Below are 25560 nucleotides of genomic sequence, written 5' to 3' on the forward strand. Positions count from 1 at the left end.
CGACTCGGCGACCATCCCGCTCCCCGGATTCAACCAGAAGAACTCCATCGGGAAGACCATCGAGGTGGACCACGCCGAAACGTCCGATACGTCCACCGCTCCGAACCGGAACGTCCCCGGCGAGCGCGACGAGGAAGAACTCTCCGGCGTCGAGCGGTTCATGGCGAAGGCGAAGGGGAAAGCGCGGGAAACCGGCGAGCGCGTGAAGGACGAACTGCTCGAAGAGGCCGAACACGTCGCCGAGAAATCCGCCTCCGAGACGCTGAACATCGGGCATATGTTCGACGTCGCCGAACTCGTCAGCGGCCCGCGCCTCTCCGGCGTGACGAAAGCCGAAACGACCTGTAACTACTGCGCCGTCGGCTGTCGGTTCGACCTGTACGGCAAGGACGGCGAAGTGCTCGGCGTCCGACCGGCGGACGAGGACGCGACGCCCGCGAACGACTTCTCGACGTGCGTGAAGGGCAAGTTCGGTTACGACTTCGTGAACAGCCCGAACCGCCTGACCACGCCGCTCATCCGCGAAGGCGACGAGTTCCGCGAGGCGACGTGGGAGGAAGCCCTCGACAAGGTGTACGAAGGGTTGTCGAAGATACGCGAGGAGACGGGCGACGACGCCATCGCCGTCACCTCCTCCTCGAAGTGTACGAACGAGGAGAACTTCCTCGCCCAGAAGTTCGCCCGCCAGGTGTTGCACACGAAGCACGTGGACAACTGCGCCCGGCTCTGTCACTCATCGACCGTGGCCGGACTCCAGCAGACGCTCGGCTACGGCGCGATGTCGAACCGCATCAACGAGGACATCGGGAAGACTGATTGCTATCTCATCACCGGGTCGAACACCACGGGGAGCCATCCCGTGCTGGCGACGCGAATCAAGCAGAACGTCGATGACGGCGCGGACCTGTTCGTCTTCGACCCCCGCAAAATCGGTCTGGCCGAGCACGCGACCCAGTACACGCAGACCAAACCCGGCGAGGACATCGCGTGGATAAATGGCATGGTGCGATACATTATCGAGAACGACCTCCACGACGAGGCGTTCATCGAGGAGCGCACCAAGCACTTCGACGAACTGAAAGAGAAGGTTCAGCCGTTCACGCCCGAGAAGGTCGAAGAACTCGCGGGCGTTCCCCCGGAGGAACTCACGAACGCGGCCGAAACCATCGCCGAGGCCGACACCTGCATCTTCGGCTGGGCGATGGGGATGACCCAGCACGCACACGGAACGCGGAACGTCATCGCGTTGACGAACCTCGCGCTGGTGACGGGCAACCTCGGGAAACCGCGCGCCGGTGTGTCTCCGTTCCGCGGCCAGAACAACGTGCAGGGCGGCGGCGGCGACATGGGTCCGGCACCGCACACCCTGCCGGGCTATCAGGACCTCTCGGACGACGACGTGCTCGACAAGTTCGAGGATGCGTGGGACGTCAGACCGCCGGACGAAATCGGTCTCCGATTGCCCGAACAGTACGAGGCCATCACGGAAGGCCACATCAAAGGCATGTTCATCATGGGCGAGAACCCTGTGCTCTCGGAACCCGACATCCGCGAGGCCGAGAACGCCATCGAGGAACTCGACTTCCTCGTCGTACAGGACATCTTCCTCACCGAGACGGCCGAATTCGCCGACGTGGTGCTCCCCGCGGCGTCGAACGCCGAGAAGTCCGGAACGTTCACGAACACGGAACGGCGCGTCCAGCGCGTCCGTCCCGCCGTCGAACCGCCGGGAGAGGCGCGAACCGATTCGGACATCCTCGCGGACCTCGCCGGTCGGTTCGGCTTCGACTGGGACTACGACGGCCCGGCGGACGTAATGGACGAAATCAACGACCTCGTGCCGATTTACGGCGGCGTCACTTACGACCGTCTCGAATCCACGCCGGAAGGACTTCAGTGGCCCTGTGAGGACGAGGACGACCCCGGAACGCCGTTCCTGTACGAGGACGAGTTCAACTTCGACGACGGCAAGGCCCGGTTCGTTCCGGCGGACTACGGCGGCCCGGTCGAACTCCCGGACGAGGAGTATCCGTTGATGCTCACGTCCGGCCGGGTGCTCTATCACTGGCACACCGGCACCATGACCCGCCGCGTCGAGGTGCTGATGGACCACGTGCCCGAGAGTTTCGTCACCATCCACCCGGAGATGGCTGACCGACTCGGCGTGAAGGACGGCGAGTACGTCCGCGTCACGTCCCGACGCGGGGACATCGTGACGAAGGCCAACGTGGAGGAAACCTCGGACCCTGGCGTCGTCTTCATCCCGATGCACTTCGCGCACGGGGCCATCAACGAACTCACCCAGCACGCGCTCGACCCGACGTCCTACATCCCCGAGTACAAGGTGACGAGCGTTCGAATCGAACCGCTCGGCCCGGACACCGACGAGGACCCCCTCCCCGTCGAACCGCCGACGGGAACGCTCGAAGGAAGGCCCGGAGAGAAGACGACGGGCGACGACTGAATCGAGGAACACACCCCGAGCGCGAAACGAGGACTTACTCCTTCCCGACGGGGGTTTCGTCGTCCACGACAGAACCGAGTCCTAACCGGGAGAGTAGCGAGCGGGTAGGTCGCCCCGTTTCGTCCCAGCCGCGTTTTTCGTAGTAGACCGACAGCAACCGCTCGAACTCCTCGCTGTCGAGTCGCGCCCCGTCGTTCGGGCCGCCCCGCAACGGTTCTGCGAGCATCGCCGGGAGCGCGTCGTCCTCCCGGTCAAACCCTTCGCGGACGTTGAACAGTCGAGTCAGCGTCCAGACCCGCTCGCCGACCCGCCGAAGTTCGTCCGCCGACAGACCGATTCCCGACTCGTGCAACCACTCGACCCCACCCTCGTTCCACAGCGCTTCGCCAGCGAAATCGTCCACGACGAGGCTCCAGAGGAGCGACCGCAAGTCCTGCTCCCCGATGACCGCTTCCGCGCGGCGCTCGTCGGTCCACGACCCGGCCGCGAACACCTCTTCGAGGACGGGACGCGCCCGGCGGTGGCAGGCCCCACGGTCGCTGGTTGCGTATGCGAGCGCCATCGCGGGAGCGCCGCGGGGGTCGTAGGTCGGCAAATCCATCGCCTTCACCGTCGGAACGAGGGTTTCACCGCCGTACCGCGCCGCCGCCGCGTCTACTCCATCCGCGAGTACGTCGCCGAGTTCCGACGAGCGATACGCGATTTCCTCCAAGAGGTCGCGCGCCGCCTCGTCGTCGCCGAACTCGATATCGCGCGAAAGGACGCCTTCCGTCGCCGCGCGAATCGTCCACGCGACGGCGTTGCCCGCGCTGATGAGGTCGAGACCGAGGTCGTCGCACGCCGCGCCGAGCACCGCTACCGCGTCGAAATCGTCGATACCCAGCCCGGACCCGAGCGAGATGGCGGTTGCGCCACGGGGAACCGTTTCGCCCTCGCTACTCTCGACGCGGAATCCACCGTCCACCTCGTCGTCCGGGTTCTCCCGCCCGACGGCCCGTTCGCGCGCGCTCTCGATGCCGATCTCGTCCGCGCCCTCGAAGGACCCTTCCTGCCACCCTCTCGTCGGGAGGACGCCGACCTCGTTGGCGAAATCGACCGTTTCGAGCGTTTCGCTCGACGCCTGCCACCGGCCGATGTCGGTGCTCCCGTAGTTCGACTCCGCCTCGCCACGCCCCGGTTCGCCGACCGCGACGACGGCTTTCATCCCCTTCGACCCCATGACGGCACCGGCACCGCCGCGACCCGCGTGGTGGTCCCCGCCGTCGGACGCGACGGTCGCGTATCGAACCTCCCTTTCCCCCGCGGGACCGATGCAGGCCGTCGGTCGATCGAACGCGTTACACGTTTCCTCCACCGTCGAACCCCACAGTTCGTCGGTCGGTTCGACCGTCGCGTCCCCGTTCTCGATTCGCACGGAAATGGGGTCGGCGGACGCGCCCGTGAACAGCACGCCGACGTGGTTTCCCAACGCGGCGGCGAGGTGGTCGGGAAACGACCCGCCGGAGTACGAATCCAGAAACGTGCCGGTGAGCGGCGATTTCGTGACCACGGCGTAGCGCGACTCGCCGGGGACGGTGCCCGTCAATGGCCCGGGCATGAACAGCAGGGCGTTCTCGGGTCCGAGCGGGTCGATACCCGCATCCAATTCGTCGTAGAGATATCGCGCCGCAAGTCCCTTTCCGCCGACGAACCGCCGCGACCACGACGCGGGGACCGGTTCGCTTTCGGCTCGGCGAGACGAGAGGTCGATTCGAAGAAGCCGAGCGGTAGATGGAGACGCCATTCGTTTCGAACCGAAGAATTGCATGGGGAAAATCCCCTCGGCCACAGAAACTTACTCACCCGCCACGTACGAAAAACCATGCCCGCAGGTGTCGTCATCGCCGGAGGTCGCTCGACTCGATTCGGGGAATCGGACAAAGCGGTCGCTCCGCTCGCGGGAGTGCCGATGATTCGCCGCGTCGCCGACCAACTCGTCGATGTCGCCGACCAACTCGTCGTCAACTGTCGGGAAGACCAACGCGCGGCGATCGACGACGCCATGAGCGACTATCCGCTTCCCGTTCGCTTTGCCATCGACACCGACCCCGACACCGGACCGATGGCCGGAATCCGTACCGGACTCGCGGCGTGCGACCACGACTACGCCGTCGTCGTCGCCTGTGACATGCCCTTCGTGGACCCGACAATCGTCTCGTACCTATTGAATCGAGCGGACGGCTACGACGCCGCCGTCCCTCGACTCGGGGACGGATGGTTCCAACCCACGCACGCCGTGTACCGACCGGAACCCATGATCGAGGCGTGCGCCGCCGCCCTCGCCCGCGGCGAGCGACGAATCGTCGAACCGCTGTTCGAACTCGAATACGTCGTGGTCGAGGAGAACGAACTCCGGGAACACGGCTCGCTCGACTCCTTCGAGAACGTCAACACGCGCGAGGAGTTCGAACACGCCGAAACCCGACTCGAAGGAACCTGAGGTTTATATCCGAGCGCGCGGCCACACTCGCCATCCGCCACGAAGCGCCGTGAAGCGACCCGCGGGAGTACGGCACACCGCTTCACGTCCGGCCGTGCCGTCTGTTCGCCATACGGGTTTCCTGCACCCCGACCCACTCGTGCTCTCATTCGACGACCGCAACCACGGGTTCGTCCGCCGTCATCCTCGTGAGGACGACGCGAGAAACGTCCGCACTCGCCAACACCTGCTCCGCGATGTCCCGTCCCACGGCTTCCAACTCCCCGTCGTCGACCATGTTCACGACCGGAACGACCGTCGCCTCCTCGGGAACGTCCTTCATCCCGCCGCGCTCGCTCGCCAGCACGGTAGCCACGTCTGACGCACGGAGTTCTTCCCCCGCTTCGCGCCCTGTGAGCGACGCCACTTGCTCCGGTCGATGGACGAACTCCTCGGTCAGCGGCTTGCCGACGACGCGAGCGCTCGCAATCGGAACGACGACGTCGGCGTTCGACGGGAGTTGCGGTTCGCGGTCGTTCGGTGCCTTCAGAAGCCGTGTCCGCGCGCCGTCCGCCTTCACGAGAACCGGCGCGTCGGTCCGGTTCCGAAGCGACGCCACCGTCTCGGTGTCGTATCCTCGATAGCGGTCGGGTCGCTCCCGTTCCGGCACGACCCCAACGGGCCATTCCTCGACTCGCTGGAGTGTTTCCCCCGGTGCGTCAGTGATGACGACTTTCCGAACGTGGTCATCGAAAATCGGAATTCGAACCGTCGCCGTGACGACGGCCCTGTCGAGATGGGACGCCAGCGTGTACAGCGTCGATTTCTTCCCACCCGCTCCGACGACACAGAGGAGCCCGGAATCCGCCGAGAGTGCCGTAACGAGGTCCATGTGAGAAAATCGAACGGACGCTATTTCGAACTACTGGATTCCGACCGGGTGTCAGTCTCGTCCAAAATTAATAACGGAATCAACACGAACAGGAGGAACCCGGTCGCATAGCCGAGAACGGCCGCTCCATCCGGGAGGACGTGGGCTTGCGAGATGGAGAGATAGCCGAAGACGAGGAGGATAATCTCCGGCCGAGAGGGGACGTCGGGCGTGGACACGGGAAGGAATATCTGGCACCGGAGCAAGAACCTTGCGTCGGGTTTCCGCCCGCGACAGCTACGCGAATATCTGTGCCAACATCGACCGCTCGGCGCGGTGGAGACGCTCTAAAAACGCCGACTTGCTGATGCCGAGTTCGTCGGCGACGTCGCTCGCGGTCGCCCCTCGCGGGACGCTGAAATAGCCCGATTCCAGTGCGGTTCGGAGAGCACGTTCCTGTGCGGGTGTTACGTCCCACTGCTGGGCGACGACGTTCTCGTCCTCGGACCCGAGTTGATGGACGCGCTCCAGTCGCATCCCGACCGTTTCACCGGCGGCTTCGAGCACGCCCTGGAGAACGTCGTGACCGACGACCGCACCCGTGAACTTCGCATCGCCGTCGCGGTAGCGGAGCGACTCGGCCATGAACCCGACGTTGGTCAGTTCGTGGACGACGCACGCGTGCTTCGAGAGACAGCGGAAGTTCTGTCTGCCGTCGGTCGTGGAGACGTGGAGGTATCGGATTCGGTCGTCTTCGTCGAGAAAGTCGGTGAGACCGTCGTTTTCTGCGGGAGCGCTGAACCGGAGCAGGGCGTAGCCATCGTCCCGATGTTGTGGCGGTTGGCAGTCGATACGAACCCCCGTCTCGCGTGACGCCTCGGCCAACGGGCAGTCGTCGCCCGTTACGGCGAATTCGACGACGAGGCACTCGTCTATCATGTCGCGATTGTATGTGTGCGACATATTTAAACCCCGTACATGGACGGGCGAATCGGTATGGGTTGGGCTCCATAACTATCGACCATGGACATAGCAACCGTCAAGGAGCGGGCCGGACCCCGGCAGTTCAGTCCGAAGGACGACATGCCGGAGGAGTACCGCAAGGCGGCGACCCGAATGATTCAGTTCCACGCGAACTCCGAAATCATGGGGGCGTATCTGGAACGCCCGTTCATTCGTCAGGCGCCGAGCCTCGACCGCAAACTGGCGTTCAGCGCGAAGGTGCAGGACGAAATCGGCCACGGGCAACTGCTCTATCGCGCCGCGGAATCGCTCGGTATCAAGACCCGCGACCAGATGCTGGACGAGTTGGCGAACGGCGAAGGGAAGTTCCTGAACTGTTTCCACTACGAGATGGAAAACTGGTGGGAGACGCCGATGATCGCCTTCTTCGTTGACGGCGCGGCGATGCGCCGACAAGCGACCCTGAAGCGCACAAGTTGGGAACCCTACGCGCACGCCATGGACAAGGTGTGTTTCGAGGAGGGCTTCCACGTCAAACACGGCGAGGATATCATGCGCGAACTCTCGATGGGGTCGAAGAAGGAACAGGAACTCATGCAGGAGGCCTTCGAGGAGTGGTGGCCGCGCATCATCCAGTTCTTCGGGCCGACCAACGAGAAGAGCACCCATCACGACTTCTCCGCCGAAGTCGGGTTGAAGACGATGACGAACGACGACCTCCGCAACGCCTTCCTCAACGCCTACATCCCGAAAGCGAAGAAGTACGGATTGGAAATTCCCGACGAACCCCGCATTGAGCGTGACGAGGAGACGGGGACGTACAAAGTGCGCGAGGACGACCTCGACTGGGACGAGTTCTTCCAAATCGCGAAGAACAGCTACGAACCCGGCGTCGGTCAGATAAACGGCCGCAAACACGCACAGGACGCGGCGGAATGGGTTCGTGACGTACTGGACGACTGGGAATCGAGCGGTTCGAACACGCCGGTGGCGGCTGATTAACATGATCTGGGAAGTGTTCCGACAGGAAGAAGCGGGCAAGTATCACACCCATTGCGGAAACGTCCACGCGCCGGACCGCGACATGGCGCTCATGTTCGCCCAAGTCCAACACGGGCGTCGCAAGCCGACCAACAGCCTCTGGGTCGTCCCGAAGGACGAAATCGGCGAAGTCGATGCCGACGAAACCGCCTTCGGTGGCACGACGAACAAATCCTACCGCTGGGTGATGGCGTACAACACCATCGACTCCAGTTTCGCACAGGAGATCGAGGACTCCGAGAGCGAACAGGAAGACGCGGACCGACGACGGAGTGAGGCATAATGTCGGCACAACTCGCCGGACCCGACGAACTGGACGATGCGGAGCGAGCAGCCGTCGAAAGCCTGCTCCGCCGACTCGCCGACGACGAACTCGTCCTCGCGGAGCGCTACACCGAGTGGCAGGTTCGCGCGCCGACGCTCGAATCCGACCTCGCAATCTCGAACATCGCACAGGACGAACTTGGCCACGCCCGGCTCTGGTACGACCTGTTGCAGGACTTCGGCTACACGGAAGCCGAACTCATCTTCGAGCGCGACCCCGCGGACTTCCGCCACTCGACGCTCGTCGAACGCCCGTTCGAAACCGGCGACTGGGCCGACGCCATCGTGCGCGGATACTTCTACGACGTTGCCGAGGAACTCCGTCTTGAAGCCCTCGAAGATACGTCGTATCCGCGAATCGCGGACCGCGTGGCGAAGATTTTGAGCGAGGAAAACTACCACCGCGAGCACGCACAGAACTGGCTCGAACGGCTGACGAGCGACGACGAGGGGGTAGAACGCGTACAGACGGCTGTTGACCGGCTGTTCCCGTACGCACTGACGCTGTTCGAAGCGGGCGACGCCAGCGAGGACATCGACGAACTCGGAATTCGAACCGAGTCGCTCGACTCGATGCGCGAGCAGTGGCTCGACATCACGGTCCCGTTCCTCGCGTCGCTCGGCGTAGACGTACCCGCCGAATCCGAGGACGACGTAGACGAACTGCTCCCCGAGCACATCGGACGAGACGGAAACCACACCGACGACTGGGCCGACCTTCACGACGACATGACGCGGACGTACCGGGACCTCGGGCGAACCGAAGCCCACCGAATCATGCCGGACCCAGATAATGAGTAGTGACCCACAGGAGTTCGACACCGACTCCGAACCGACCGCGTGTGCGTACACCGACTACACGAAAAGCGGACGGTCCCCCGACGAACTGCCCGCGACGGGCGAGGGAGCGACCGGCCTCGAACGGCGCGTCTGGGACGCGCTGTACGACATCGAAGACCCCGAGATGCCCATCAGCATCGTCGATCTGGGGCTGATCTACGGTGTCGAGTGCGAGACTCCCGAGAAGTCCCGTGACGATAGCAACGCCGCCGGAGCGAGCGTCACCGTCATCATGACGCTAACGTACACCGGATGCCCCGCCCGCAAGATGCTGACCGAGGAGATAGTGAACGACGTCGCGGCGGTCGAAGGCGTCGAGGACGCGGACCTCGAACTCGTCTGGAATCCGCCGTGGTCCATCGAGATGGTGACCGAACAGGGCAAAGACGACCTCAGGGAGTTCGGACTGAGCATATGAGACGACTCGACCCCAGCGTCACGACGAGCGGCGAGGAAACGGGCGCGGAGTGTCCCTACTGCGGTTCGACGGACACCCACCGCGAACACCCGAAAGGGCCGTCGCTCTGTCGGTCGATGCACTACTGTAACGGCTGTGAACAGCCGTTCGAGAAGTTCGAGTAGGGGTTTTGTGTCCCGACGAGGGGACGTGTTGATGGGTCCGCACCAACAGCTATGGAGAAAGTAAGCATGATTCTTTTGTAGGATGAATAAATGGGTCTGATTCCATACACGAATGGAGATGGCCAACACGTTTTTTCCGCCGTCCGTCGCAGTTCGTCGTATGTCCGCAAATCGACCGACGCGAGAGGAGTTGCGCCGCGGAATGACCGTCGAAATCGAGCAGACCAACGCCGAGAACGCGGACGAAGCCGAACCGCTCCGTGGCGATATCGCAAAGATTCTCTCGGAGGAGCACAGCGAACCCGGCGGCGTGAAAGTCGAGTTGGAGTCCGGAATTACCGGACGCGTCGAACGCATCGCACCGGACGGATAGTCAGTCGGATTCGAGGTCGAGCAGCCGTTTTTTCAGTCCGAGGCGGTCCCCTCGTCCGCCGGAGTACCCGCCTAAATCGTTCGCGCCGACGATGCGATGGCACGGCACGACCAGCGGCACGGGATTGCGACCACAGGCCTGTCCGACCGCTATCGGCGCGGTGTCGAGTTCGTCGGCGATGTCGCCGTACGTCCGCGTCTCGCCGCGCGGCACGTCGGCCATCGCGGCCATGACCCGTCCGGTGAAAGAGTCAGGATAGTCCACGGTGAGGTCGAACGACCGCCGTTCGCCCGCCGCATACTCGCCGACCTGGTGGCGGATTTCGTCGGGCGATTCGGCGACCAGCGCCTCGTCGATTTCGACCTGCCAGTCCCAGACGGAGACGAACATCACCGTCTCCTGAGGACCGTCACGGGTCGGTGGAGCGCGCCTGGCTCACAGTCCTCGACGGGGGTCGAGAGGTCGAAGCTGTCGAACCATCCCACGTGGTCGAACTCGGTCCGTTCGAGGAGCATGCGGAACTCTTGGGGCGAGAACGCCTTGCGTACGTACTCCTCGCGGAAGTGCCGCGTTCCCTCGGGCGTCTCGACGCGCGTCGTCAGCGTCTGTCGAACCAACTGCTTCGTCGTGTGTATCGGTTCCTGTTCGAGGCCGAACCGAACCGTCGTGTCCCCGCGCGTCGTCTCCCACTCGCTTTGAGAGGACGTGCCGCCCGCGAAATCGATGGAGCCGTCGATGCAGTAGAGCGACCCCGGCGTCATCGCGTCGGCCATCGAATCGAGATGCGACAGCAGGGCCTCGTTCGAATCGAGATACAGCGACCCGAGAGCACAGAACGCGAAATCCACGTCGCTCGGCAGAACGAAGTCGGCCATGTCTCGCCGGAGGAACGTCGCTTCGATATCGTGTTCGCGGGCCTTCTCGATGGAGTGGGAAACCATCTCCGAGGAGTTGTCCAAGCCGGTGAACTCGTAGCCCCGCGCGTCGAATTCGAGCAGATACGGGGACGGTCCACAGGCGATTTCGAGGACGGAATCCGGGCGATTCGACCGCTCGCCGAATCGGTCGATACAGGTTTCGAAGAAGTCTACTTCGGCTGCCACATCGCGGAAATCGAAGGCAATCTCGTAGTAGTCGGGATGCGCGTAGAGACCGGCCATAACTTCCAACTCTGCGGGTGGGTCTTAACTGCTCGTATCGGGACGAAAAGGGTTGGATGAACGGCTGAAACAGTTCGTCTGTTGTAACGAGATGGATTCATCCGTCCGGTCCCCGTGACCGGACTCCACCGTATTGCGGTCCGGTGGCAACGTGCCGAGTTCACTTTGCTTTCCGATACGCGATACCACGATTGTCGGCAGTGAGTTCCTGCGAAGTTCGATGAAACCGGTGTACTAACTCGTCTCGTGACCCCCAAGCCGTCCGTGAAACTACCGATTTATACTAAAAAATACTATTTCTCACTATTATACACTGAAATCGCCTCGCACATCGGGAAGACGAAATTTGACGACAGCGCGATGTGGCTAGCGCCGCACGACAGCATCCGTGACAGGCACCGGAGAGCGCGTAAACGTAGGTTTAAACGAGAAGGCGCACAACCCACGGCCATGACCGAATCGGACGCCGAGACGACGGGTGGCGAACCGGGGTGGTTCGCGGGCGTCGAACCGGACGACGTGGAGGACGGCGCGCGCGCCATCCGGGAGGGGTGCGCCGACACACCGGCGGACTGGCCCGAGCGGGCCGTCGAGGCCGGATTCTCCGAGGACGACGCGGACTACTACGCGAAGCTTCGAGCGGCGACCATCCGAGCGACGCGGGACGCGGTGACGGAGCGCGAACGGGCGGACGACCGCCAACTCGTGCACGCGGTGCGCGCGATGGACGACTGTGAATCGGAGGCGAACGAACTCGCTGAACGCGTCGCGGAGTGGGCGGGAACGCTGTATCCCGACGCCGGAACGGGCGTCGGATACGCCCGCGAACTCGCCGAGAGCGACCCCGAAACGCCGGTCGAGAAGCGGGTGGTGTCGCTGGCGGAGCGGGTCGCGGACCTCGCCGACGAGCGCGATACACTCCGGTCGTTCGTGGAGCGACAGGCACCGGCGGTCGCGCCGAATCTCGCCACGCTCGCCGACCCGGTGCTCGCCGCGCGACTCATCGCGCTGGCCGGGGGACTCGAATCGCTGGCGAAAATGCCCGGCGGGACGGTACAGGTGCTCGGCGCGGAGAACGCGCTGTTCGCCCATCTTCGCGGACACGCCTCCTCGCCGAAACACGGCATCATCTACACGCACGAAGCGGTTCGGGCGGCCCCGCCGGACCAGCGCGGGTCGGCGGCGCGCACGCTGTCCGGGAAACTCGTCATCGCGGCGCGAATCGACCACTACTCGGGCGAACACAACCCGGAACTGAAGGCGGAACTCGACCGCCGGATGGACGCGATTCAGTCGCGGGGTGACGAATGACGCTCCCCGATGGCGTCGAACGGCGGACGTTCGGCGGCGACGACCGACTGGCGACGAAGGGTCACCCGGTCTACGGCGAACCGACTGACGGGGACTGGCGCTGTTGGGACGCTCGGCGCTCGAAGTTAGCCGCCATGCTGGAACACGGGATGGACACCTGCCTGGACGGTGGCGAGACGGTGCTCTACCTCGGAGCGGCGAGCGGAACGACGGTGAGCCACGTCGCCGACTTCTCCGGGCCGACGTACGCGGTCGAATTCGCACCGCGACCGACCCGCGACCTGCTCGACGCGGTGGACGCCCGCGAAAACCTCTTTCCGCTGCTGAAGGACGCGCGAAAACCCGAGACGTACGCGCACGTCGTCGAATCTGACGTCGAGGTGCTCGTTCAGGACGTGGCGACGCGGGGACAGGCCCGCGTGGCCTGTGAAAACGCGCGGTTCCTTCGGGAGGACGGTCGGCTACTTCTCGCCATCAAAGCCCGAAGCGAGGACGTGGCGAGCGACCCGGAAACCGTGTTCGAGCACGCGCTCGAAACGCTTCGGGAGGGGTACGAAATCGTCGAAACCCGACGACTCGAACCGTTCCACGTGGACCATCTCGGCGTCGTGGCCGTTCCCCGGAAGGCATGACCGTCACCGGAAGTATTTACGTGTCGGGTGGCTAAATCTCGAAAAATGGATTTGGGTTCGGCCGAGAATTTCACCGACCTAGGGACGCTCGGCGTCGAAGAGGAGTTCTACGTCGTCGACGAGCGAGGCGTCCCGACCGCAGGGACAGACGAACTCGTCTACCAGACCGACCCACCGGAGATACTCGACGGTCGCTTGGACCACGAACTGTTCAAATGCGTCATCGAGACGCAAACGCCGAAAACGACGCTTTCGGACGTTGACGACGATGTGAGGCGAGTACGCGAAGCTCTCGTCGAGCACGCCAGTTCGCAGGGATTCGGCATCGCGGCGGCGGGTCTCCACCCCGGCGCGAAGTGGCGGGAACTGGACCACGCCGAAAAGCCGCGCTACCGAGCGCAACTCGACCGAATTCAGTACCCGCAACACCGCAACACGACCGCCGGGCTACACGTCCACGTCGGCGTGGACGACGCGGACGCGGCCGTCTGGGTGTCGAACGAGATTCGCTGGTACCTCCCCGTCATGCTGGCGTTGTCGGCCAACTCGCCGTATTGGAACGGCTACGACACCGGCTTGCAGTCAGCACGGGCGAAGATATTCGAGGCGCTGCCGAACACCGGCATGCCGACCGATTTCGAGGATTACGAGGAGTTCGCCGAGTTCGAGCGGACGATGGTCGAAACGGGGTCGATAAACGACCGCGGCGAACTCTGGTACGACGTTCGCCCCCACTCCGGCCACGGGACGGTCGAGGTTCGAACACCCGACGGGCAGGCCGACCCGGAGCGCGTGCTCGCGTTCGTGGAGTACACCCACGCCCTCGTGACTGACCTCGTGGAGCGCTACGAGGACGGCGAGTCCGGCTACCGCCACCGCCGCGAACTGCTGGACGAGAACAAGTGGCGTGCGATACGCTACGGCCACGACGCTTCCTTTATCGACCGCGACTGTGACGGCGAAATCTCGCTCGGCGAGGTAGTCGACCGCGAGTGCGACCGCCTCGGCGTCAGCGGCATCGGCGACATCTACGACGCGGAGAGCGGTGCCGAGTGTCAACGGCGACTCCACGAGGAAGACGGCTTCGAGACGCTGTGTGAATCCCTTTTGCTGTAGGCAAGTTTTTTACGCGCTACTGACTTTTGTCCTTCTGAGAACGACATGACTGGGGACGACGCTGACAACGAACGGAACGACTCCGAGGATACCGGCGACGAGATACCCGTCGATACGAGCGGTGCGGACGACGCGGAGACCGTCGCCGACGAATTGGATGCGGACGAGGTGGAAGGCGAAAAACCGCTGTCGCGCGGTCGGAAACGCCTCGGAGAGGAGGCGGACCGCGCGGTCGAAGGGTTCGACCAAGGTATCGTGGACCTGCTTTCGTGGGTGCTCGACACCGAGACGCGCGCGCGAATCTACGTTTACCTCCGGCAGAATCCGGGGAGTACGAGCGAGGAAATCGCCGAAGGGACGGGGCTGTATCCGAGCACGGTTCGCGAATCGCTCGCCGAACTCCACGAGGAGGAGAACGTCTTCCGCGAGAAACGCGAGAGTTCGGGTGCCGGAAACAACCCGTACGAGTACACGGCCATCGCGCCGAGCGAACTCGTCGGCGGTATCGTGGACCAGGTACAACAGGAACTGAACACGGTGTTCAACCTCGACAGCCACCTGAACGACGAGGTGTCCGAAACGGAACCCGTGAGTATCGAAGTTGAGGACATCTCGGACGACGTGGACGAAGACACGGCGGACGTGGCCGACGACGGTACCAAATCGGACGACGAAGCGGACGAGGAGTAATCTTCCCCTTCGGAAAGATACACGGTCTTCTCACCCGACTCTACACACGGTACTGACCGTACTGACTATCATGGAGTCCACAATTTCTCCCGAAACGACCGTCGGTCGCGTCGCGCTCCGCGTCAACGACCTCGACCGAGTGCGTCGCTTTTACGAGACCGTCGTCGGACTCGAACGCCTGCGGGAGGACGGCGAAACCGCCGTCCTCGGCGCTGGTGGCGTTCCGCTTCTGGAACTGGTCGCGGACGCCGACGCTCCCGTGCGGAGACGAACCGAAGCGGGACTGTTTCACACGGCGTTTCTCGTCCCCTCGCGGAGCGCCGTGGCGGATGCGCTCGTGCGCATCGAGAACGACTGGGAGCTGTCCGGCGCGTCCGACCACCGCGTAAGCGAGGCGCTCTACCTCACGGACCCCGAAGGGAACGGCGTCGAAATCTACCGTGACCGCCCCCGCGAGGAGTGGCCCGTCGAGGAAGACGGGAGCGTTCGGATGGAGACGCTGCCGCTCGACATCGACGAACTCCGGGAACAGCGGACGGACGCCGAAACGGTCCCGTCCGGAACGACCGTCGGGCACGTCCACCTCGAAGTCTCGTCACTCTCCGCCGCCCGGGAGTTCTACGTCGAGACGCTTGGAACCCGTATTCGTCAGCGGTTCGGCCCGTCCGCGCTCTTCCTCGCGACAGACGACTATCACCATCACATCGGCCTGAACACGTGGAACGACCGCACGGAACCGACCGCGGGGCGCGGGTTGCTGTGGTTCGAACTCGTCGTCCCCGACCGGGCGGCGCTCGACGAGGCCCGACATCGGTTTGCCGCGCGCGGCGTCGAGACGACTTCGAGGGAGAACGGATTTGACGTGTCTGATTCCTATACTATAACTCTCCGACTCACCGTGAATGATTGATTGTGGATACGAAAGATGAAAAACTCGGATTCGATGTTCAAATATTCACCAAGGAGCTCTTAATCGGAGGTTATAGATAACTCCGAACGTTACGACAAACGGAAACATCCTGCGTAATGAACGTCGTTCGATAATTCTATAGGCGTATGATTTATATATCCCTTCTCGGATGTGTACAGTATGGGTGATTTCAGTAGCGGGAACGAAGTGATTTCGAGTTCGGAGAGCGGGGTTACGATTGAAAAATCGTTCGACGGGGAGGCGTTCGCGGTCCCGGCGATTCGGTTCGAACTCCGGTCGGACCACGACGACGCCGTGATGGTCCGCATCACGGATCGAATTCCCGACGACTTTCCGATGGACAACGTGGGATTCCACCCCGAATACGAGAACGAGAACTGGACGGCTTACAAGGATCACCGCGTGCAGTTCGAGCGGACGCTCGAACCGAACGAGTCGCTGACAACGGTGTACGGGATTCGACTGTCGGACTGGTCCGACGCCGAGACGTTCCTCATCGAACCGGAACTCGAAGAGGTCACGCCGGTCACGGACGACGGCGGGCAGGGCGAGGAGCGCATGGAGGAACACACCATCACCGACATCGTTTCCGAGGACAGCAGTCAGGTCGTCCGCGACGTCATCGCGGGCGACAGCGGACTGCCGGGACTGGATGAGGACGCCGAAACGGGCGACGACCCCGCTGACCCGCTCGCCGACGTCGGAAACAACCCCCTCTCCGACCCGCTCGGGTCGAGTGCTGACGCGGACGACGGTGCCACGGACCCGCTCGCGGACGCGGCGAGCGCGTCGGCTGACTCGACGGGTGAGGGCTCCGCACCCGACGAATCGGACCCCGCCGATTCGGATACCGAAGACGGACCGTTCGCTGGCTCGGAGGACGACATCATCGACGCGGACGAGCCGGGCGACGACTCCATCGACGCGGGCGAGTCGAACGACGACATCCTCGAAGCGCCCGTCGAAACCGCCGACGAACCCCCGGCGTCACCCCCGCGGCCCGGAAGCGTCGCCGCCGCTCTCGCCGACGAGATTCGCGCCGGGGAGGTGAACGACGACGACCTCAAACGCATCCAACAGGAACTCGATTTGGACACGCCCGAGAGCACGAACGTCCGCATCCGCCACCTCCAGTCCCGGGTGGACGACCTCGCGGCCTACACCGAGGCGTTAGAGGAGTTCATCGACGAGAACGGGACGGCGAAAACCCTCATCGACGGCTTCGAATCCGAAGTCGAGTCGGTTCGCGCCGACCTCGACGAGATGGGTTCGGAGATAGAGAACGCGAAGGACGAGGGTGCACAGGCGCGCGCCCGCGTCGCCGACCTCGAAACGAACCTCGACGGTCTCGAAACAAGTATCGACAGCCTCGAATCGGGACTCGAAAGCGACCTCGCCGACCTCGAAGACGACCTCAAGGAGTTGGGCGAACTGGACTCCAACCTCGACGGACTCACGTCTCAGCTCGACGACTTGGAGGACCTCGTTGCGACGAACACCCAAGAGGCGTCCGCGTTGGACGACGAAATCGAAGACCTCCGAGACGACTTCGAGACGGTCGATTCGCTCGAAGGAAAAATCGAGGCGCTTTCCGAGGACGTCTCCGACCTCTCGGATTCCGTCGAGGCGACCGAGACGCGCATGGACGAAAAGCTCGACACGCTCCGTTCCGACATCGGGGACATCGAGAGCGAACTGAAGGAACTACACGAGTGGCGCGATCAACTCGGCTCGGTCTTCGGCGGGAACTGACCTTCGACGTCCTACAACCGGGCGGAAACCACTCCTTTTCATCCACTTGCGGGTGCAGGCACGAGTCACCTGACGCCGGAGACGCTTCGTTTTGTTAGAGGGGGAAACCTATGAGCACGACACGAGTGGGTCACGCGCCGGACGAATCGGACGGCCCGGACGACGAACGTCGTCTGTACGGCGACCCACAGCACGAGGTTACTGTTGACGACAACCCCAAGCGGTTGTACGGGACGCCGCAACACGAGGGGGAACCGCCGACGAGCGACGCCGAGCGGTTCTGGCTCGACTGTTTCGCCTTCAGAAAGAGCGTCCAATGCGAGGATGGTTCCCAGTGAAAGCAAAACCACCACGAACGCCGGACGATGGAAACGCGCGGAACGAAAACGAGAACGCGAAAGCGACACGGAGCGAAAACGATGAACAGCAGGCAGACAGGACGGAGGAGTGTCCGACCTGTGTGGCGGAGACGCCACACCGCGTCACTATCGAGATTCGAACGGAAAACGAACAGGCGAAGCACAGTTCGTTTTCCCGCGAACCGTACCGAGTCAGCGTCTGCGTCGAATGCGGCGAGGAGACGGTTCGGCGGATGAACGACGCCTGATCACTCGCGGCCGTCGCTCGGGGAGAGCGCGAGCGCGTTTTTCACGAGACTCCGATGCCCGCGTCGAAGTCGTTCGGACACCGCCTGATGGGAGATGCTGAGGTCCCCGGCGAGGTCGTCCGCCGTCGAGTCTCGCGGGACGTCGTAGTATCCGGCTTCGAGCGCCATCATCAGCGTTTCGTGCTGTTCTTCGGTCAATCCGTACAGGCCGTGGCGCGTGTCGCTTATCTCGTAGATGTTTCGCACGTCGAGCGAGAGGCCGGTGTCCTGACAGAAATCGTACGTCGCCGACAGCGAGTCGCGGTCGGGAAAGAGGATGCGAAGCCGCCAGCGGTCCTCCTTGCCGTGGAGGTTCAGGATGGTCGCTTCCTCCTCGACGAGGATGTGAATGACGACGTGTATCTGGTCCACCCAGTGCATCCGGTACAGTCGCTCGTCGCCGAGGTCCTCGATGAGATTCAATTTATCGATGCTGTTGTCCGCACGAAGGGCGGAATCCAACTTCTCCAGGTCGTCCGCCGTCACCCAGAGGTAGGGCATGACGTGATTCGCGTCGTGTGCCGCCACGCGAACGACATCGAACTCGGCGTTCGGCGCACGCTCCAAGGCGGTTCTGAGCGCAAACTCCTTCGCCGGGAGTTCTATTTCGGCGATGGTACTCATACGACAACGAATGCCATCGACTGTAATACGTGCTACGGCTACGTCACTCCGCCACCGCGACGGTCGAACGACTCGTACTCTCGCGTCTCGACGATTTCACGCAGGTGCTCTCCGACACGCCACACGTCGTGAAAGCCGACGTACAGCGGTGCCGGGCAGACCCGGACGACGTTCGGCGGCCGGAAGTCCACGACGACGCCTCTCTCCTTCAGTGCCTCGCCGATTCGATACGCTTCTTCGTGTTCGACGGCGACGTGTCCGCCCCGGCGTTCGGGGTCACGCGGGGTGCCGACCCGATACTCCGGCAACTCGTCCACTATCTCGATGAGAAAGTCGGTGAGCAACAGCGATTTCTCCCGCACCGGGTCGATTCCAACCTCCTCGAACGGTTCGAGCGACCCCAGGAGCGGGGCGGCGCTGAAGACGGGTACCGTGCCGATTTGCCACGCTCCGGCGTCCGCGGCGGGCGTGAACGTCGTCTCCATCTCGAACTGGGTTTCCTTGTCGTGGCCCCACCATCCGGCGAGTCCGGGTTCGGTGCCGAAGTGGCGTTCGTTGACGTACAGGCCCGCAACTGCGCCCGGTCCGGCGTTCAGGTACTTGTAGCTACACCAGACGGCGAAATCTACGCCCCACTCGGAGAGTCGATGGGGTACCGCGCCGACCGAGTGGGCGAGGTCGAACCCGGCCAGCGCGCCGCGGGCGTGTGCCGCGTCCGTCAGTCGCTTCAGGTCGAGCAACTGTCCGCTCCGGTAGAGGACGGACGGCATGAACAGAATCGACGTCTCGGGGGTCAACGCGTCGATGACGTCCTCTTCTTCGATGGTACGCCCGTCGCGGCTTTCGACGACGACGAGGTGGTCGTCCGGGTCGAGACCAAGCCGTCGCATCTGTGCGCGGATTGCGTAGTGGTCCGTCGGGAAGTCGAGTTCGTTGACGACGACTTCCCCGCCGTCGTAGAACGTCGAGAAGAGCGCGTGGATGTTGACCGTCGTGGAGTTGCCGACGACGACCTCCGCCTCGTCCGCGCCGACGAGCGGCGCGAGTCGGTCGCCGAGACGCTCCCCGTAGTGGAACCAGTCCGGGTCGGCGTCCGTCCAGCCTCGGATTCCCAGTTCTTTCCACTCCTCGACCGCGTTCGAGAGCGCCCGCTCCGCGTCCGACGAGTGCACGCCGAGCGAGTTGCCGTCCATGTACAGTTCGCCCTCCGGAATCGAAAATCGGTCCCGGACGGAAGCGAGCGGGTCGGCCTCGTCACGTCGTTTCGCGTCGTTCGCACCCGTATCCATACGTACCGTTTCGGGCACGGCTACTTCACTGTACGCGCCCCGGTCAGTCGGTCGTGATTCCCGAATTCCGTTTTGGCGGGTCGTCAGCTTGTCCCTATCTCGACACCGCGTGACGCGTCTCCGCCGACCACCTCATCCCTCGCGCCAGCGTTCGACCTGTGGCTCGATGAAATCGAGGACGCGCTCCGGCGGCGAGTCGAACCACCGGGCGTCGAGAACGTCGTCTCCCACCGTTAACTCGCCGCCGACACAGACGCCCGAAAATAGCACCGAGAGTACGAAAATTCGCTCGCTCGGGTCCGTTTCGAGGAATATCTCCTTCCGCCGAACGTCGAGTACGTCCGTCAAACGACAGCGGAGTCCCGTCTCCTCGCGCACCTCGCGGCGGGCCGTCTCGGAGAGAGTTTCGCCGGGTTCGTGGCCGCCGCCGGGGACGCCCCACTCGTCCGGCGCGTTCGGATGGCGAATCATCACCACCCGGTCATTTTCGTCGGTCACCCAGACGGCGGCGTCGCCGAGCCATCCGTCCGCCGCTTTTCGTCGTCCGTGTTCGAAGTAGTCGGCGTCGTTCCCGACGCGCTCGTCGTGGACGGGGAACGTCCCGTGTGCGTTTCGAAGACGATGAAGGCTCTCCGTCGTGGCGTCGCGGGTTCGTGCTTCGAGCGACATGATTCGATGTTGGCAGGCTGAAACTATAACTATCCTGCCGAGGTGAAGTCAGTATGGACGACGAAATGGCCGATGCGGTGGCACGAATCGAAGCGATGGGCGTTCCGCCGTGGCACGCCCTGTCCGTCGAGAGCGCGCGACGCGTCGAGAACGACGTGTTCACCGCGGACGACCGCGCTCGGGTCGCGTTCGTTCGCAACCTCTCGATTCCCGGCCCCCGCGGAAAGATTCCGATTCGCGTCTACCGCCCCGACGTGCGAGACGCCCCGGTCGTCGTGTTCTATCACGGGGGAGGGTGGACGCTGGGGACGCTCGATTCCATCGACGGCGTGTGCCGGGAACTGGCCAACCGCGCCGAGTGCGTCGTCGTCTCCGTGGACTACCGACTCGCGCCGGAGCACCCGTTTCCGGCGGGGGTGGACGATGCCATTGCCGCGCTCGAATGGGCCGCCGACCACGCGGGTACGTTCGACGGTGACCCGACCCGTCTCGGCGTCGCGGGGACGAGCGCGGGGGGCAATCTCGCCGCCGTGACCGCGCTCTACGCCCGCGACTTCGGCGGGCCGACGCTCACCCACCAGAGTCTCCTCTATCCCATCACGAACCACGCCTTCGATACGGACTCCTACGAGGAGAACGGTGACGGACCGCTGCTCACCCGCGCCGACATGGAGTGGTTCTGGAACCACTACCTCCGGAGCCCGGTCGATGGCCGGAATCCCTTCGCGTCGCCGCTTCGCGCGCGCGACCTCTCCGACCTCCCGCCAGCGAGCGTCGTCACGTGCGGTCACGACCCGCTCCGAGACGAGGGTATCGCGTACGCGGAGCGACTCGCCGACGCGGGGGTTTCGGTCGAACACGACCACTATCCCGGTATGGCTCACGGCTTTCTGAGCCTCACCGGCGACGTGACTGCGGCGGACGAAGCGATGGATGCGGTCGCGTCGTCCCTCGGTTCGATGTGAGTCACGACGGGAACACGGCGGGCGACGGTTGAACGACGAGACGAGCACGTCGGCGACGAGGACGGTCACGTTCGTCGCAATCCCGACCGAGGGCGAGCGTTTATCTCCCCGAACGTTGCAACGTACGAAGTGACCGACGACTACGATGCGGTCGTGTACGATCTCGACGGAACGCTCGTTCAACTCGCCGTGGATTGGGCCGCCGCCGCGGAACCCATCAAGCCGATTCTCCGGGACCGCGGCGCTGACGCGGACGCGGATGACGCACTCGATTTGTTACCGGTGGCGGAATCGATGGGCCTCGCCGAGGAGGTCGAACCGCACCTCGCGGCGGCCGAACGTGCGGGTGCCCGTGACTCGGAGCGGCTTCCGCTGTTGGACGAGTTGGCCGCCGCCGACGGTCCGGTCGGCATCTGTTCGCTCAACTGCGAGGCCGCGTGTCGCCTCGCGCTGTACGCCCACGGCGTCCCGAACGCGACCGACGTCATCGTCGGCAGGGATTCCGTCCCGGAACGGAAACCCCATCCACAACCGTTGCTCACGGCCCTGCAGAAACTCGGTGCGACGCCGGAACGTACCCTGTTCGTCGGCGATTCGGACAGCGACGCGGAGACGGCCCGGAGGGCTGGAACCGCGTTTCGACGGGTGTGATATTGACGACGCGAGGAACCGGCACATCGCTTCGATTCCCGTGTTTTTGCCTCTCTGTGCCATGCTGTATCTCCCGAGATAATATCGTGGCATACGGTTTATTGGTGTGTTAGTCAACACGAGCGTCGCCGACGTTGACCTCATACAGACAAACGAGTACGGCATCATCCAGATATCGTGACTCTTCACAAAACCGGGACGGGAAGTGATGCAATTTCTTTCGGAACGATGTTCGAGGGGCATCGAATGGGTGTTGAAGTTGCGAAATTGGACGATGTTTTTCGACCACGCCACTGAACCCAAACTGGGAATAATCTCTCTTTTTTGCTTCCTTCGAGATGGAAACTCCCTCTGAAATCACCACGATTTCCATCGGAAGTTGTCTTCGTCTATAGTGGGAAATGGCTACGAGACGACGATCATGGCAATCGTTCTGAACATATCACTGTGTATTCTGCCCGCGCCATTGGAATATCTCGGAGGACCAATGCCTCCTCCGTAGCTGGCGCTCAGAATAATATCGTTATTTGTGTGCCTAGAACGGGTGATAGTGCGGAACTATCTAGAGAGATATTTTATTATTTGGCCCTGATCTGGGGTGCTATATTCACAGATAAGTTAGCTTATCACTCTCCGTGGGACAACTTAATGTACTCGGGGTGAGATGGGAAACCATGGCCGATGACGGGACGGAACGGACTGTCGTAAAGACGTACATTCCGAAATATCAGAAAGAGGAGTGGCAGGCGCATGCCAACGAACTCGATATGAGCCAGAGCGAGTTCGTCAGGTCCATGGTGCAGGCCGGACGACGGGGGTTCGAGATGAATCCCGTGGAGGGCCATTCTGGGGGTCGAACCCTGGGGGTAACGACCTCGAAACACGGGTGCTCGAATCGCTCGCCAGGGAGGACAACATGTCGTGGGACGAACTGGTCGAACGGCTCGCCGGTAACTTCGAGGACCGGCTCGACGAGGTGTTGAACGAACTGCAGGCGAAAAACCGCGTCCAGTACAGCGGGCGCCACGGCGGGTACGTCCTCGTCGGGGTGTCGATGGCGACGAGTAGCCCCGCCAATCCGAACCCGGACGACCCGGTGGGATACTTCCTCCAGGACCTGCTCTACCACGGAAAGAGCGAGCGCACTCGTGACGCCTACGAACGCGTGTTGCGACGGTTCGAGGGATTCCTTTCCGACCCCGACCGAAACCCGTCGGGGAGAACCATTGCACCAGGGGAGGCGACCCAACGGGACTGCATGGCGTGGATTCACACGCTTCGCGGGGACAACGCCGAAAGTACGATAGCAACCTACGCGTCCTACCTCCACCGGTTTTACGCCTACATGACGCAAGTCGGCGCGTTCGAATCCAACCCGATGGCGCTCGTGGTCGAAGAGATGCACGAATCCATCGACAAGGACCCGACCCGCCGTGAGATTTCCGTCGAAGCGATGCGCGAATTCGTCGGGGAAATCGGCCATCCGTTGGAGCGCGCCGTCGTCTGCACGCTGTTGAAGACGGGGATGCGTGTCGGCGAAGTGAGCAACCTCGATTTGCGGGACGTGAACCTCGCCGACGAGGACGTTCGGTCGGCGTACTCCCTCGGGGCGCGTCCGCGACTCGACGGCCGACCCGACTCGATTTTCGTCGGCACTGACGCGGTTCGCGGGCAGGTCGTCAACGGCGAGGAACGCACCGCCTCGAACAAGCGAAAGCGCGACACCATCGTCCCCGTGGACGACGAACTTCGTCGGGTGCTCGTCCGGTGGCTAGCGATTCGGCCGGATTCACCATCGCCCGCGGAACCGCTGTTCGTCAGCACGAGCGGTAACTGGGGTCAACGGCTCACGCCGAAGATGATTCGGAATGTAGTCGAACGCCACGCCCGCGATGCGGGGTGGCACCGAACCGGCGGCGGTGCGGAAGAAAACGTCACGCCCCACTACTTCCGGCACTTTTTCACTACGCATCTCCGCGACCGAACCGGAGACCGCGGTATCGTGAAGTACCTCCGCGGCGACGTGGCGAGCGACATCATCGACACCTACACGCACAATTGGGGAGACAGAGTGCGGGAAGTGTACGAGGCCAACATCTACTCGCTGTTGTAAGTTGGTTTCTCGTTTCGTGAAGAGATACGGGGGAACCTGTCGTCGGGACGTATTCGAGTCGGACTCGGCGGAACGATACTGACCGCTGTGAGTCGAGGGGGTCGTGACTTCTTCGAGAAGCCGTCGGCCGTCTCTTTCCCACTCCTTCGCAGACCGATGCGTGAGTCGGGTGTGAGTGGTTTGAGCCGCCAGAGAATGACAAATATTTTTTATTTTTCCATGGCATGGGCGTCTCGTTTCGGTGCTATAAATCTTATTTCGCTATACCGAATCTTTGGAGAGTTCGGTGCCACGGCTAGAACGATTTTCCCCTCTTCTGCAGATATTCCCTCGACTCCGCGCTTCGATTTCGGCTATCGCGTCACTGCCGTCGTATCTCCGCGCGTTGGCCCTTCTCTATCGGTGCGCCGACAGTGTTGCCCCACTCCACCCACGACCCGTAGTAGTTTCGCACGTCCTCGAAACCCAGCAGTTCGTGGAGGACGAACCACGTCAGGGCGGAGCGTTCCCCGATACGACAGTAAGTGATGATTTCGGCCGTTTCCTCGATGCCTGCCGCCTCGTAGATGGCTCGAAGTTCGTCCTCGGATTTGAAACGGCCTTCGCCATCGACGACTTGACTCCACGGGATGTTGACCGCGCCGGGGATGTGGCCGCCGCGCTGGACGCCCTCGTTCCATCCCGGCGGTGCGAGGATTTCGCCGCGGTACTCTTCCGGCGTTCGAACGTCGATGAGCGAGGTCTCCCGCGGTATCGCGTCCAGCACGTCCGGTTGGTCGGCGCGAACGTCGGCGTTCGGTTTCGCCGCGCTGTACGAGCGCGCCGTGAACTCCGGTACTTCGTCCGTGACCGGCGCGTCGCGGCCCAACCAACTGTCGCGGCCGCCGTTCAGCAACCGCACGTCGGAGTGGCCGTAGTACGTGAGAAGCCAGTAGGCGTAGGCGGCGAACCAGTTCATCATGTCGCCGTACAGCACGACCGTCGAATCCTCCGTGATGCCGTGTCCGCCGAGTAACGCCTCGAAATCGCCCTTCGTCGGCACGTCGAACGTCGTCGAATCCTGCAGTTCGGTCCGCCAGTCCACTTTCGTCGCGC

The 25560-nt window shown here is 63.1% G+C and carries 29 protein-coding genes; 19 read left to right on the forward strand and 10 right to left on the reverse strand.

Annotated elements, in window-relative coordinates:
• Window positions 1-2464: formate dehydrogenase subunit alpha (fdhF, locus tag BG842_RS02425; RefSeq protein ID WP_069449544.1), on the forward strand; the 2464-nt coding region annotated here is incomplete at its 5' end.
• A gap of 34 nt (window positions 2465-2498) precedes the next feature.
• Here the strand turns inward: fdhF and BG842_RS02430 are convergent.
• On the reverse strand, window positions 2499-4247 hold the full coding sequence (locus BG842_RS02430; protein WP_069449564.1) for an aldehyde ferredoxin oxidoreductase family protein: 1749 nt from the start codon (window positions 4245-4247) through the stop codon (window positions 2499-2501).
• Between the two features lie 78 nt (window positions 4248-4325).
• On the opposite strand from BG842_RS02430, the gene BG842_RS02435 reads away from it, so the two are divergent.
• The gene (locus tag BG842_RS02435; RefSeq protein ID WP_069449545.1) at window positions 4326-4943 is read left to right on the forward strand and encodes a molybdenum cofactor guanylyltransferase; all 618 of its coding nucleotides are present in this window, start codon (window positions 4326-4328) and stop codon (window positions 4941-4943) included.
• A gap of 145 nt (window positions 4944-5088) precedes the next feature.
• On the opposite strand, the gene yqeC is transcribed toward BG842_RS02435, so the two are convergent.
• Genes yqeC through BG842_RS02450 form a run of 3 tightly spaced genes read right to left on the reverse strand, consistent with a single transcriptional unit; the run spans window position 5089 to window position 6732 of the window.
• Window positions 5089-5814 carry a selenium cofactor biosynthesis protein YqeC gene (yqeC, locus tag BG842_RS02440; protein ID WP_069449546.1) on the reverse strand — a complete coding sequence of 242 codons (726 nt, stop codon included), beginning with the start codon at window positions 5812-5814 and terminating at the stop codon, window positions 5089-5091.
• A 20-nt stretch (window positions 5815-5834) separates the two neighbouring features.
• The gene (locus tag BG842_RS02445) at window positions 5835-6032 is read right to left on the reverse strand and encodes a hypothetical protein (protein WP_069449547.1); all 198 of its coding nucleotides are present in this window, start codon (window positions 6030-6032) and stop codon (window positions 5835-5837) included.
• A 58-nt stretch (window positions 6033-6090) separates the two neighbouring features.
• Entirely contained in the window at window positions 6091-6732 is a 642-nt protein-coding gene (locus BG842_RS02450) for a helix-turn-helix domain-containing protein (RefSeq protein ID WP_069449565.1), read from the reverse strand.
• A gap of 84 nt (window positions 6733-6816) precedes the next feature.
• Between BG842_RS02450 and paaA the strand changes: the two genes are divergently transcribed.
• From paaA to BG842_RS02475, 6 genes are all read left to right on the forward strand, one after another.
• Window positions 6817-7758: a 1,2-phenylacetyl-CoA epoxidase subunit PaaA gene (gene paaA / locus BG842_RS02455; protein WP_007978957.1), complete on the forward strand. Its 942-nt coding sequence runs from the start codon at window positions 6817-6819 to the stop codon at window positions 7756-7758.
• 1 nt (window position 7759) lies between these two features.
• The gene (paaB, locus tag BG842_RS02460; protein WP_007978955.1) at window positions 7760-8080 is read left to right on the forward strand and encodes a 1,2-phenylacetyl-CoA epoxidase subunit PaaB; all 321 of its coding nucleotides are present in this window, start codon (window positions 7760-7762) and stop codon (window positions 8078-8080) included.
• Window positions 8080-8922 (forward strand): 1,2-phenylacetyl-CoA epoxidase subunit PaaC, encoded by an 843-nt coding sequence (paaC, locus tag BG842_RS02465; RefSeq protein WP_069449548.1) that lies wholly within the window; start codon window positions 8080-8082, stop codon window positions 8920-8922. The genes paaB and paaC overlap by 1 nt, the downstream gene beginning before the upstream one ends.
• On the forward strand, window positions 8915-9379 hold the full coding sequence (gene paaD, locus BG842_RS02470; protein WP_069449549.1) for a 1,2-phenylacetyl-CoA epoxidase subunit PaaD: 465 nt from the start codon (window positions 8915-8917) through the stop codon (window positions 9377-9379). The genes paaC and paaD overlap by 8 nt, the downstream gene beginning before the upstream one ends.
• Window positions 9376-9543 carry a 1,2-phenylacetyl-CoA epoxidase subunit PaaE gene (gene paaE, locus BG842_RS29485; protein WP_007978952.1) on the forward strand — a complete coding sequence of 56 codons (168 nt, stop codon included), beginning with the start codon at window positions 9376-9378 and terminating at the stop codon, window positions 9541-9543. The genes paaD and paaE overlap by 4 nt, the downstream gene beginning before the upstream one ends.
• A 160-nt stretch (window positions 9544-9703) precedes the next feature.
• Window positions 9704-9916 carry a DUF2196 domain-containing protein gene (locus BG842_RS02475; RefSeq protein ID WP_069449566.1) on the forward strand — a complete coding sequence of 71 codons (213 nt, stop codon included), beginning with the start codon at window positions 9704-9706 and terminating at the stop codon, window positions 9914-9916.
• On the opposite strand, the gene BG842_RS02480 is transcribed toward BG842_RS02475, so the two are convergent.
• Both BG842_RS02480 and BG842_RS02485 read right to left on the reverse strand, forming a co-directional pair.
• A complete protein-coding gene (locus BG842_RS02480; RefSeq protein WP_069449550.1) occupies window positions 9917-10306 on the reverse strand; it encodes a methylated-DNA--[protein]-cysteine S-methyltransferase in 390 nt (129 codons plus the stop codon).
• Complete coding sequence (locus tag BG842_RS02485; protein WP_069449551.1) at window positions 10306-11076, reverse strand: trans-aconitate 2-methyltransferase; 771 nt, start codon at window positions 11074-11076, stop codon at window positions 10306-10308. The genes BG842_RS02480 and BG842_RS02485 overlap by 1 nt, the downstream gene beginning before the upstream one ends.
• Before the next feature lie 450 nt (window positions 11077-11526).
• Between BG842_RS02485 and BG842_RS02490 the strand changes: the two genes are divergently transcribed.
• The 8 genes from BG842_RS02490 (at window position 11527) to BG842_RS02525 (ending at window position 18115) form a co-directional block, all read left to right on the forward strand.
• On the forward strand, window positions 11527-12387 hold the full coding sequence (locus BG842_RS02490) for an NOP5/NOP56 family protein (RefSeq protein WP_069449552.1): 861 nt from the start codon (window positions 11527-11529) through the stop codon (window positions 12385-12387).
• The gene (locus BG842_RS02495; RefSeq protein WP_069449553.1) at window positions 12384-13019 is read left to right on the forward strand and encodes a fibrillarin-like rRNA/tRNA 2'-O-methyltransferase; all 636 of its coding nucleotides are present in this window, start codon (window positions 12384-12386) and stop codon (window positions 13017-13019) included. The genes BG842_RS02490 and BG842_RS02495 overlap by 4 nt, the downstream gene beginning before the upstream one ends.
• 45 nt (window positions 13020-13064) lie before the next feature.
• Window positions 13065-14135 carry a glutamate--cysteine ligase gene (locus BG842_RS02500; RefSeq protein WP_069449554.1) on the forward strand — a complete coding sequence of 357 codons (1071 nt, stop codon included), beginning with the start codon at window positions 13065-13067 and terminating at the stop codon, window positions 14133-14135.
• Window positions 14136-14180: 45 nt separating this feature from the next.
• A complete protein-coding gene (locus BG842_RS02505; protein WP_069449555.1) occupies window positions 14181-14825 on the forward strand; it encodes a winged helix-turn-helix transcriptional regulator in 645 nt (214 codons plus the stop codon).
• 70 nt (window positions 14826-14895) lie between these two features.
• The gene (locus BG842_RS02510) at window positions 14896-15735 is read left to right on the forward strand and encodes a VOC family protein (RefSeq protein WP_069449556.1); all 840 of its coding nucleotides are present in this window, start codon (window positions 14896-14898) and stop codon (window positions 15733-15735) included.
• A gap of 180 nt (window positions 15736-15915) precedes the next feature.
• On the forward strand, window positions 15916-17508 hold the full coding sequence (locus BG842_RS02515; protein ID WP_069449557.1) for an AAA family ATPase: 1593 nt from the start codon (window positions 15916-15918) through the stop codon (window positions 17506-17508).
• A gap of 110 nt (window positions 17509-17618) precedes the next feature.
• The gene (locus BG842_RS02520; protein ID WP_069449558.1) at window positions 17619-17846 is read left to right on the forward strand and encodes a hypothetical protein; all 228 of its coding nucleotides are present in this window, start codon (window positions 17619-17621) and stop codon (window positions 17844-17846) included.
• Window positions 17843-18115, forward strand: a complete 273-nt coding sequence (locus tag BG842_RS02525; protein ID WP_007978934.1) for a hypothetical protein — start codon at window positions 17843-17845, stop codon at window positions 18113-18115. The genes BG842_RS02520 and BG842_RS02525 overlap by 4 nt, the downstream gene beginning before the upstream one ends.
• On the opposite strand, the gene BG842_RS02530 is transcribed toward BG842_RS02525, so the two are convergent.
• The 3 genes from BG842_RS02530 to BG842_RS02540 all read right to left on the reverse strand — a co-directional run bounded on the left by BG842_RS02530 (window position 18116) and on the right by BG842_RS02540 (window position 20736).
• Window positions 18116-18778, reverse strand: a complete 663-nt coding sequence (locus BG842_RS02530) for a helix-turn-helix domain-containing protein (protein WP_007978933.1) — start codon at window positions 18776-18778, stop codon at window positions 18116-18118.
• Between the two features lie 38 nt (window positions 18779-18816).
• The gene (kynU, locus tag BG842_RS02535) at window positions 18817-20067 is read right to left on the reverse strand and encodes a kynureninase (RefSeq protein ID WP_069449559.1); all 1251 of its coding nucleotides are present in this window, start codon (window positions 20065-20067) and stop codon (window positions 18817-18819) included.
• A gap of 132 nt (window positions 20068-20199) precedes the next feature.
• Complete coding sequence (locus BG842_RS02540) at window positions 20200-20736, reverse strand: NUDIX domain-containing protein (RefSeq protein WP_069449560.1); 537 nt, start codon at window positions 20734-20736, stop codon at window positions 20200-20202.
• 53 nt (window positions 20737-20789) lie between these two features.
• On the opposite strand from BG842_RS02540, the gene BG842_RS02545 reads away from it, so the two are divergent.
• From BG842_RS02545 to BG842_RS02560, 3 genes are all read left to right on the forward strand, one after another.
• Window positions 20790-21701: an alpha/beta hydrolase gene (locus BG842_RS02545; RefSeq protein WP_069449561.1), complete on the forward strand. Its 912-nt coding sequence runs from the start codon at window positions 20790-20792 to the stop codon at window positions 21699-21701.
• Between the two features lie 129 nt (window positions 21702-21830).
• On the forward strand, window positions 21831-22352 hold the full coding sequence (locus tag BG842_RS02550) for an HAD family hydrolase (protein ID WP_069449562.1): 522 nt from the start codon (window positions 21831-21833) through the stop codon (window positions 22350-22352).
• 886 nt (window positions 22353-23238) lie between these two features.
• Window positions 23239-24465: a DUF5805 domain-containing protein gene (locus BG842_RS02560; RefSeq protein WP_254662848.1), complete on the forward strand. Its 1227-nt coding sequence runs from the start codon at window positions 23239-23241 to the stop codon at window positions 24463-24465.
• Window positions 24466-24826: 361 nt separating this feature from the next.
• On the opposite strand, the gene BG842_RS02565 is transcribed toward BG842_RS02560, so the two are convergent.
• Window positions 24827-25560 (reverse strand): sulfurtransferase (locus BG842_RS02565; protein ID WP_069449568.1); only part of this gene is annotated, 734 nt, incomplete at its 5' end.

The sequence above is a fragment of the Haladaptatus sp. W1 genome, assembly GCF_001723155.1.
GTDB lineage: Archaea > Halobacteriota > Halobacteria > Halobacteriales > Haladaptataceae > Haladaptatus > Haladaptatus paucihalophilus.

Excerpts from the sequence above, each read along its gene's own strand:
- BG842_RS02490 (WP_069449552.1), top strand. The coding sequence starts at position 11,527 with ATGACCGAATCGGACGCCGAGACGACGGGTGGCGAACCGGGGTGGTTC.
- paaE (WP_007978952.1), top strand. The coding sequence starts at position 9,376 with ATGAGACGACTCGACCCCAGCGTCACGACGAGCGGCGAGGAAACGGGC.
- BG842_RS02515 (WP_069449557.1), top strand. The coding sequence starts at position 15,916 with ATGGGTGATTTCAGTAGCGGGAACGAAGTGATTTCGAGTTCGGAGAGC.
- kynU (WP_069449559.1), bottom strand. The coding sequence starts at position 20,067 with ATGGATACGGGTGCGAACGACGCGAAACGACGTGACGAGGCCGACCCG.
- BG842_RS02430 (WP_069449564.1), bottom strand. The coding sequence starts at position 4,247 with ATGGCGTCTCCATCTACCGCTCGGCTTCTTCGAATCGACCTCTCGTCT.
- BG842_RS02540 (WP_069449560.1), bottom strand. The coding sequence starts at position 20,736 with ATGTCGCTCGAAGCACGAACCCGCGACGCCACGACGGAGAGCCTTCAT.
- BG842_RS02485 (WP_069449551.1), bottom strand. The coding sequence starts at position 11,076 with ATGGCCGGTCTCTACGCGCATCCCGACTACTACGAGATTGCCTTCGAT.
- BG842_RS02520 (WP_069449558.1), top strand. The coding sequence starts at position 17,619 with ATGAGCACGACACGAGTGGGTCACGCGCCGGACGAATCGGACGGCCCG.
- paaC (WP_069449548.1), top strand. The coding sequence starts at position 8,080 with ATGTCGGCACAACTCGCCGGACCCGACGAACTGGACGATGCGGAGCGA.
- BG842_RS02480 (WP_069449550.1), bottom strand. The coding sequence starts at position 10,306 with ATGTTCGTCTCCGTCTGGGACTGGCAGGTCGAAATCGACGAGGCGCTG.
- paaB (WP_007978955.1), top strand. The coding sequence starts at position 7,760 with ATGATCTGGGAAGTGTTCCGACAGGAAGAAGCGGGCAAGTATCACACC.
- BG842_RS02500 (WP_069449554.1), top strand. The coding sequence starts at position 13,065 with ATGGATTTGGGTTCGGCCGAGAATTTCACCGACCTAGGGACGCTCGGC.
- paaA (WP_007978957.1), top strand. The coding sequence starts at position 6,817 with ATGGACATAGCAACCGTCAAGGAGCGGGCCGGACCCCGGCAGTTCAGT.
- yqeC (WP_069449546.1), bottom strand. The coding sequence starts at position 5,814 with ATGGACCTCGTTACGGCACTCTCGGCGGATTCCGGGCTCCTCTGTGTC.
- BG842_RS02450 (WP_069449565.1), bottom strand. The coding sequence starts at position 6,732 with ATGATAGACGAGTGCCTCGTCGTCGAATTCGCCGTAACGGGCGACGAC.
- BG842_RS02435 (WP_069449545.1), top strand. The coding sequence starts at position 4,326 with ATGCCCGCAGGTGTCGTCATCGCCGGAGGTCGCTCGACTCGATTCGGG.
- BG842_RS02495 (WP_069449553.1), top strand. The coding sequence starts at position 12,384 with ATGACGCTCCCCGATGGCGTCGAACGGCGGACGTTCGGCGGCGACGAC.
- paaD (WP_069449549.1), top strand. The coding sequence starts at position 8,915 with ATGAGTAGTGACCCACAGGAGTTCGACACCGACTCCGAACCGACCGCG.
- BG842_RS02505 (WP_069449555.1), top strand. The coding sequence starts at position 14,181 with ATGACTGGGGACGACGCTGACAACGAACGGAACGACTCCGAGGATACC.
- BG842_RS02530 (WP_007978933.1), bottom strand. The coding sequence starts at position 18,778 with ATGAGTACCATCGCCGAAATAGAACTCCCGGCGAAGGAGTTTGCGCTC.
- BG842_RS02510 (WP_069449556.1), top strand. The coding sequence starts at position 14,896 with ATGGAGTCCACAATTTCTCCCGAAACGACCGTCGGTCGCGTCGCGCTC.
- BG842_RS02545 (WP_069449561.1), top strand. The coding sequence starts at position 20,790 with ATGGACGACGAAATGGCCGATGCGGTGGCACGAATCGAAGCGATGGGC.
- BG842_RS02475 (WP_069449566.1), top strand. The coding sequence starts at position 9,704 with ATGTCCGCAAATCGACCGACGCGAGAGGAGTTGCGCCGCGGAATGACC.